Annotated in this window: 7 protein-coding genes; all 7 read left to right on the forward strand. The window is 74.5% G+C overall.

Features of this window, described 5'->3' with window-relative positions; all coding sequences use genetic code 11:
• Positions 1-398 (forward strand): RibD family protein (locus NCC78_RS27450; RefSeq protein ID WP_250798100.1); only part of this gene is annotated, 398 nt, incomplete at its 5' end.
• A gap of 1 nt (position 399) precedes the next feature.
• A complete protein-coding gene (locus NCC78_RS27455) occupies positions 400-1,116 on the forward strand; it encodes a riboflavin synthase (RefSeq protein WP_250798101.1) in 717 nt (238 codons plus the stop codon).
• Positions 1,116-1,814 (forward strand): nicotinamide riboside transporter PnuC, encoded by a 699-nt coding sequence (gene pnuC, locus NCC78_RS27460; RefSeq protein ID WP_250798102.1) that lies wholly within the window; start codon positions 1,116-1,118, stop codon positions 1,812-1,814. Before NCC78_RS27455 ends, pnuC begins: the two co-directional genes overlap by 1 nt.
• 76 nt (positions 1,815-1,890) lie before the next feature.
• Entirely contained in the window at positions 1,891-3,156 is a 1,266-nt protein-coding gene (locus NCC78_RS27465) for a bifunctional 3,4-dihydroxy-2-butanone-4-phosphate synthase/GTP cyclohydrolase II (protein ID WP_250798103.1), read from the forward strand.
• A 2-nt stretch (positions 3,157-3,158) separates the two neighbouring features.
• A complete protein-coding gene (ribH, locus tag NCC78_RS27470; protein WP_250798105.1) occupies positions 3,159-3,656 on the forward strand; it encodes a 6,7-dimethyl-8-ribityllumazine synthase in 498 nt (165 codons plus the stop codon).
• Positions 3,657-3,813: 157 nt separating this feature from the next.
• Entirely contained in the window at positions 3,814-4,077 is a 264-nt protein-coding gene (locus NCC78_RS27475) for a phosphoribosyl-ATP diphosphatase (RefSeq protein WP_013732805.1), read from the forward strand.
• A gap of 45 nt (positions 4,078-4,122) precedes the next feature.
• Positions 4,123-4,968 carry an ATP phosphoribosyltransferase gene (gene hisG, locus NCC78_RS27480; protein ID WP_250798106.1) on the forward strand — a complete coding sequence of 282 codons (846 nt, stop codon included), beginning with the start codon at positions 4,123-4,125 and terminating at the stop codon, positions 4,966-4,968.
• Positions 4,969-4,994: the final 26 nt, after the last annotated feature.

A 4,994-nucleotide genomic window follows, 5' to 3' on the forward strand; every position in this document is an offset into this window, starting at 1 on the left:
CGCTGCGCGTCGTGGTCGACTCGTCGGCGCGTACGCCCGCCGACGCCCGGGTCCGCGACGGCGCCGCCCGGACGTGGATCGCCACCGCCGCGGAGGTCGGGTCGGGGCCCGACGGCCGGGTCGACCTGGCGGCGTTGCTCGCCGCGCTGCACACCCGGGGGATCCGGGCGGCGCTGCTGGAGGGCGGCCCGAAGCTGGCCGGCGCGTTCCTCGCCGCCGGACTGGTCGACAAGGTCGTCGGCTACGTCGCGCCCCGGCTGCTCGGCGCCGGCCCGACCGCGCTGGTCGACGCGGGTGTGACCACGATCGCCGAAGCCATCGACCTGGAGATCGTCGACGTTACGCAGGTCGGTCCCGACCTGCGGATCACCGCGCTGCCCCGAAAGAGGGAGGGCTGACATGTTCACCGGCATCGTCGAGGAGTTGGGTGAGGTCGTCCGGGTCACCGAGACGGCGGGTGACTCGGCACTGGTCGCGGTCCGCGGCCCGCTGGTCACCTCCGACACCCGGCACGGGGACTCGATCGCGGTCAACGGCGTCTGCCTGACCGTCGTCGACGTCGCCGAGGGGGTCTTCACCGCGGACGTGATGGGGGAGACGCTGCGCCGCTCCGCGCTGGGCGCGCTGCGCGCCGGCGACCCGGTCAACCTGGAGCGGGCCGCCGCGCTCGGCAGCCGGCTCGGCGGGCACCTGGTGCAGGGCCACGTCGACGGCGTGGGCGAGATCGTCGCCCGGGAGCCGGCCGCCCAGTGGGAGACGGTCCGCTTCCGGCTCCCCGCCGCGCTGGCCCGGTACGTGGTGGAGAAGGGCTCGATCACCATCGACGGTGTCTCGCTGACCGTCGCCGAGGTCGGCGCGGACTGGTTCGCCGTCGGCCTCATCCCCACCACCCTCAAGCTCACCACCCTCGGCGCGCGTCGCGTCGGCGACCCGGTCAACCTGGAGGTCGACGTGCTGGCCAAGTACGTCGAGCGGCTGCTCGGCGCCCGGCTGGCCGGCGGCGACGGCGACCTGTCCGTCCGTCCCCTGCCGGGCGACGCCGGCCCGGCCGGGGGTGTCGCCCTGCCCGGCAACGGCGGCCTTCCCGGCGTCCCGGCCACGGGCGGGGTGGCCTGATGGGCCCGCTCGGCTGGCTGCTCGAGGCGCAGGTGAGCATCGCCGGCTCGCCCGTGCTGGTCCGCGAGATCGTCGGCAACGGCTTCGGGCTGGCCTCGGCGCTGTTCGGCCTGCGCCGGCTGGTCTGGGCCTGGCCGGTCGGCATGATCGGCAACGCGCTGCTGTTCACCGTCTTCCTCGGCGGTGTCTTCGCCACCCCGCAGGCCCATGACCTCTACGGACAGGCCGGCCGGCAGGTCTTCTTCTTCACGCTCAGCCTCTACGGCTGGTGGCGCTGGTCGCGCAACCGCCGCAGCGGCGGCGACGGCGACCGGGCGGCGGTGGCGCCCCGCTGGGCCACCGGCCGGGAGCGGCTCGGTCTGCTGGCCGCCGCCGTCCTCGGCACCGCCGCGGCGTACCCGGTGCTCGCCGCCCTCGGCTCGTGGGGGCCGCTGCCGGACGCCTGGATCCTCACCGGCAGCCTGCTGGCCACCTACGGCATGGCCCGCGGCTGGGTGGACTTCTGGCTGATCTGGATCGCCGTGGACGCGGTCGGCGTGCCGCTGCTGCTGCGCGGCGGCTTCTACCCCTCGGCGGCCATGTACCTCCTCTACGGCGCCTTCTGCGTCTGGGGCCTGGTCGCCTGGTGGCGCACCTCGCGGGCGGCCCGGCCGGCGCCCGACCCGATCCCGTCGACCTACTCGGAGGCCGTCGCATGAGCGAGCGGAGCGAGCGAATCATCAGCCTCAGCAGGGTGGCGCCGCAGGGCGGCCCGGAGCGAAGCGGAGTGGCGGCATGAGCACCTTTGCCAGCATCGAGCAGGCGGTGGCGGACATCGCCGCCGGCCGGCCCGTCGTCGTGGTCGACGACGCCGACCGGGAGAACGAGGGCGACCTGATCTTCGCCGCCGAACTGGCGACGCCGGAGCTGGTGGCCTTCATGGTCCGGTGGACCTCGGGCTACATCTGCGCGCCGCTGACCGAGAGCGAGTGCGACCGGCTGGACCTGCCGCCGATGCACCACACCAACCAGGACCGGCGCGGCACCGCCTACACGGTGACCGTGGACGCCCGCGAGGGGGTGAGCACCGGCATCTCGGCGGCCGACCGGGCGCACACCATCCGGCTGCTCGCCGACCCCACCACCGGCCCGACCGACCTGGCCCGCCCCGGGCACGTGGTGCCGCTGCGGGCCCGCGAGGGCGGCGTGCTGCGCCGGCCCGGGCACACCGAGGCCGCGATCGACCTGACCCGGCTGGCCGGGCTGCGGCCGGCCGGCGTGCTCTGCGAGCTGGTCAACGACGACGGCACCATGATGCGGGTGCCGGACCTGGAGAAGTTCTGCGCCGAGCACTCCCTGACCCTGGTCACCATCGCCGACCTGGTCGCGTACCGGCGGCGGACCGAGAAGCAGGTCGAGCAGGTCGCCGACGCCCGGATGCCCACCCGGCACGGGGTGTTCCGGGCGCTGGGCTACCGCAGCGAGCACGACTCGGCCGAGCACGTCGCCCTGGTCATGGGCGAGATCGGCGACGGGCGCGACGTGCTGGTCCGGGTGCATTCCGAATGCCTCACCGGCGACGTCTTCGGCTCGGTGCGCTGCGACTGCGGCCCGCAGCTCAACGCCGCCCTGGAGCGGGTCGCGCGGGAGGGCCGCGGCGTGGTGCTCTACGTGCGCGGGCACGAGGGGCGCGGGATCGGCCTGCTGCACAAGCTGCAGGCCTACCAGTTGCAGGACCTGGGCCGCGACACCGTGGACGCCAACCTCGACCTCGGCCTGCCGGCCGACGCCCGGGACTACGGCACCGGCGCGCAGATCCTCTACGACCTCGGCGTGCGCGAGATGCGGCTGCTCACCAACAACCCGGCGAAGCGGGCCGGCCTGGAGGGCTACGGGCTCACCATCACCGGCCGGGAGGGCCTGCCGGTGCGGCCGCACCCGGAGAACGTGCGCTACCTGCGGACCAAGCGGGACCGGATGGGACACCTGCTGGACGAGCTGGACGAGGTGACCGAGGCCCCGATGGGCCGCCCGGTCCCCGGCGACGAGATCGGAGCGTAGACATGGCGGGATTCGGTGAACCGGGCGTGACGGTGGTGGACGCCGCCGGGATGACCGTCGGCGTGGTCGCCGCGCGCTGGCACGGCGACCTGACCGACCACATGACGGACCGGGCGGTGGCCGCCGCCGAGGCGTGCGGGGCCCGGGCCGTCGTCGCCCGGGTGGCCGGCTCGGTGGAGCTGCCCGTGGTGGCGCAGGCGCTGGCCCGGCGCTGCGACGTGGTGGTCGCCCTCGGCGTGGTGGTGCGCGGCGCCACCGCCCACTTCGACTACGTCTGCCGCTCGGTCACCGACGGCCTCACCCGGGTGGCCCTGGACGAGGGGAAGCCGGTCGCCCACGGGGTGCTCACCGTCGACACCATCGAGCAGGCCCGGGACCGGGCCGGGCTGCCCGGCTCGGCGGAGGACAAGGGCTGGGCGGCCACCGTCGCGGCACTCGACGCCGCCCTGGCCGTGCGCGGGATCGCCAGCAACGGCCACCGGGTGGGCTTCGCCGGCTGAGCACGACCCGATCTCGCCGACGTGGCGGTGCCCCGCCGCCCCCGGACACCGCCCACGTCGGCGAGCTCGCGGATCCGTCGCGCGGCGGCGTGGGAAAGACGACGCGCCCGGACCCGGAGCACGCGACCGCCCCGGGCGGCTGGAAGAATCGCCTCCCGTGAAGACGTTCGAGGAGTTGTTCGCCGAGCTGCAGGCCAAGGCCGCCGCCGGCACCCCGGGCTCGGGCACGGTCGCCGCGCTGGAGAAGGGCGTGCACTTCATCGGCAAGAAGGTCGTCGAGGAGGCGGCCGAGTCGTGGATGGCCGCCGAGCACGAGGGGCCGGAGCGTACCGCCGAGGAGATCTCCCAGCTGCTCTACCAGGTCCAGGTGCTGATGCTCGCGAGCGGTCTCGAGCTCAAGGACGTCTACCGACATCTCTGAGTGCGCCCCGTCGTTGATCAGGACCGATCGAAGGAGCACTCCGTCATGCTGCGTGTCGCCATCCCCAACAAGGGCTCCCTGGCCGAGTCGGCCGCCGAGATGCTGCGCGAGGCGGGCTACCGCCAGCGCACCGACCCGAAGGACCTCGTCTGCCGGGACGAGCCCAACGACATCGAGTTCTTCTACCTGCGCCCCAAGGACATCGCCACCTACGTCGGCTCCGGTGACCTGGACGTCGGCATCACCGGCCGGGACCTGCTGATCGACTCCGGCGCGCCGGCCGAGGAGGTCGTCGACCTCGCCTTCGGCCGGGCCACCTTCCGCTTCGCCGCCCGACCCGACGACGTGCACTCGGTGCAGGAGCTGGGCGGGCACCGGATCGCCACCGCGTACCCCGGTCTGGTCGAGCGGCACCTCGCGGAACTCGGCGTCAAGGCCGACGTGATCCGCCTCGACGGGGCGGTGGAGAACGCCATCCGCCTCGGCGTCGCCGACGTCGTGGCCGACGTGGTGGAGACCGGCGCGACGCTGCGCCAGGCCGGGCTGGTGGTCTTCGGCGAGCCGCTGCTGCGCTCCTCGGCCGTGCTCGTCCGCCGCACCGGGGCCCCGACGCACCCGCAGGCCGAGCAGCTCCTGCGCCGGCTGCACGGCGTGCTGGTCGCCCGCCGCTACGTGATGCTCGCCTACGACGTGCCGGCCGGTCTGCTCGACCGGGCCAGCTCGCTGACCCCGGGCATCGAGTCGCCGACGGTCTCCCCGCTGCACCGCGAGGGCTGGGTGGCGGTGCAGGCGATGGTGCTCCGCGAGGACGTGCACCGGATCATGGACGAGCTCTACGAGCTGGGCGCCCGGGCCATCCTGGTCACCAACATCCACGCCTGCCGGCTGTGAGGCGACCATCCCGCGCCGAGCGGGTC

It is taken from the genome of Micromonospora phytophila, from assembly GCF_023656545.1.
GTDB lineage: Bacteria > Actinomycetota > Actinomycetes > Mycobacteriales > Micromonosporaceae > Micromonospora > Micromonospora phytophila.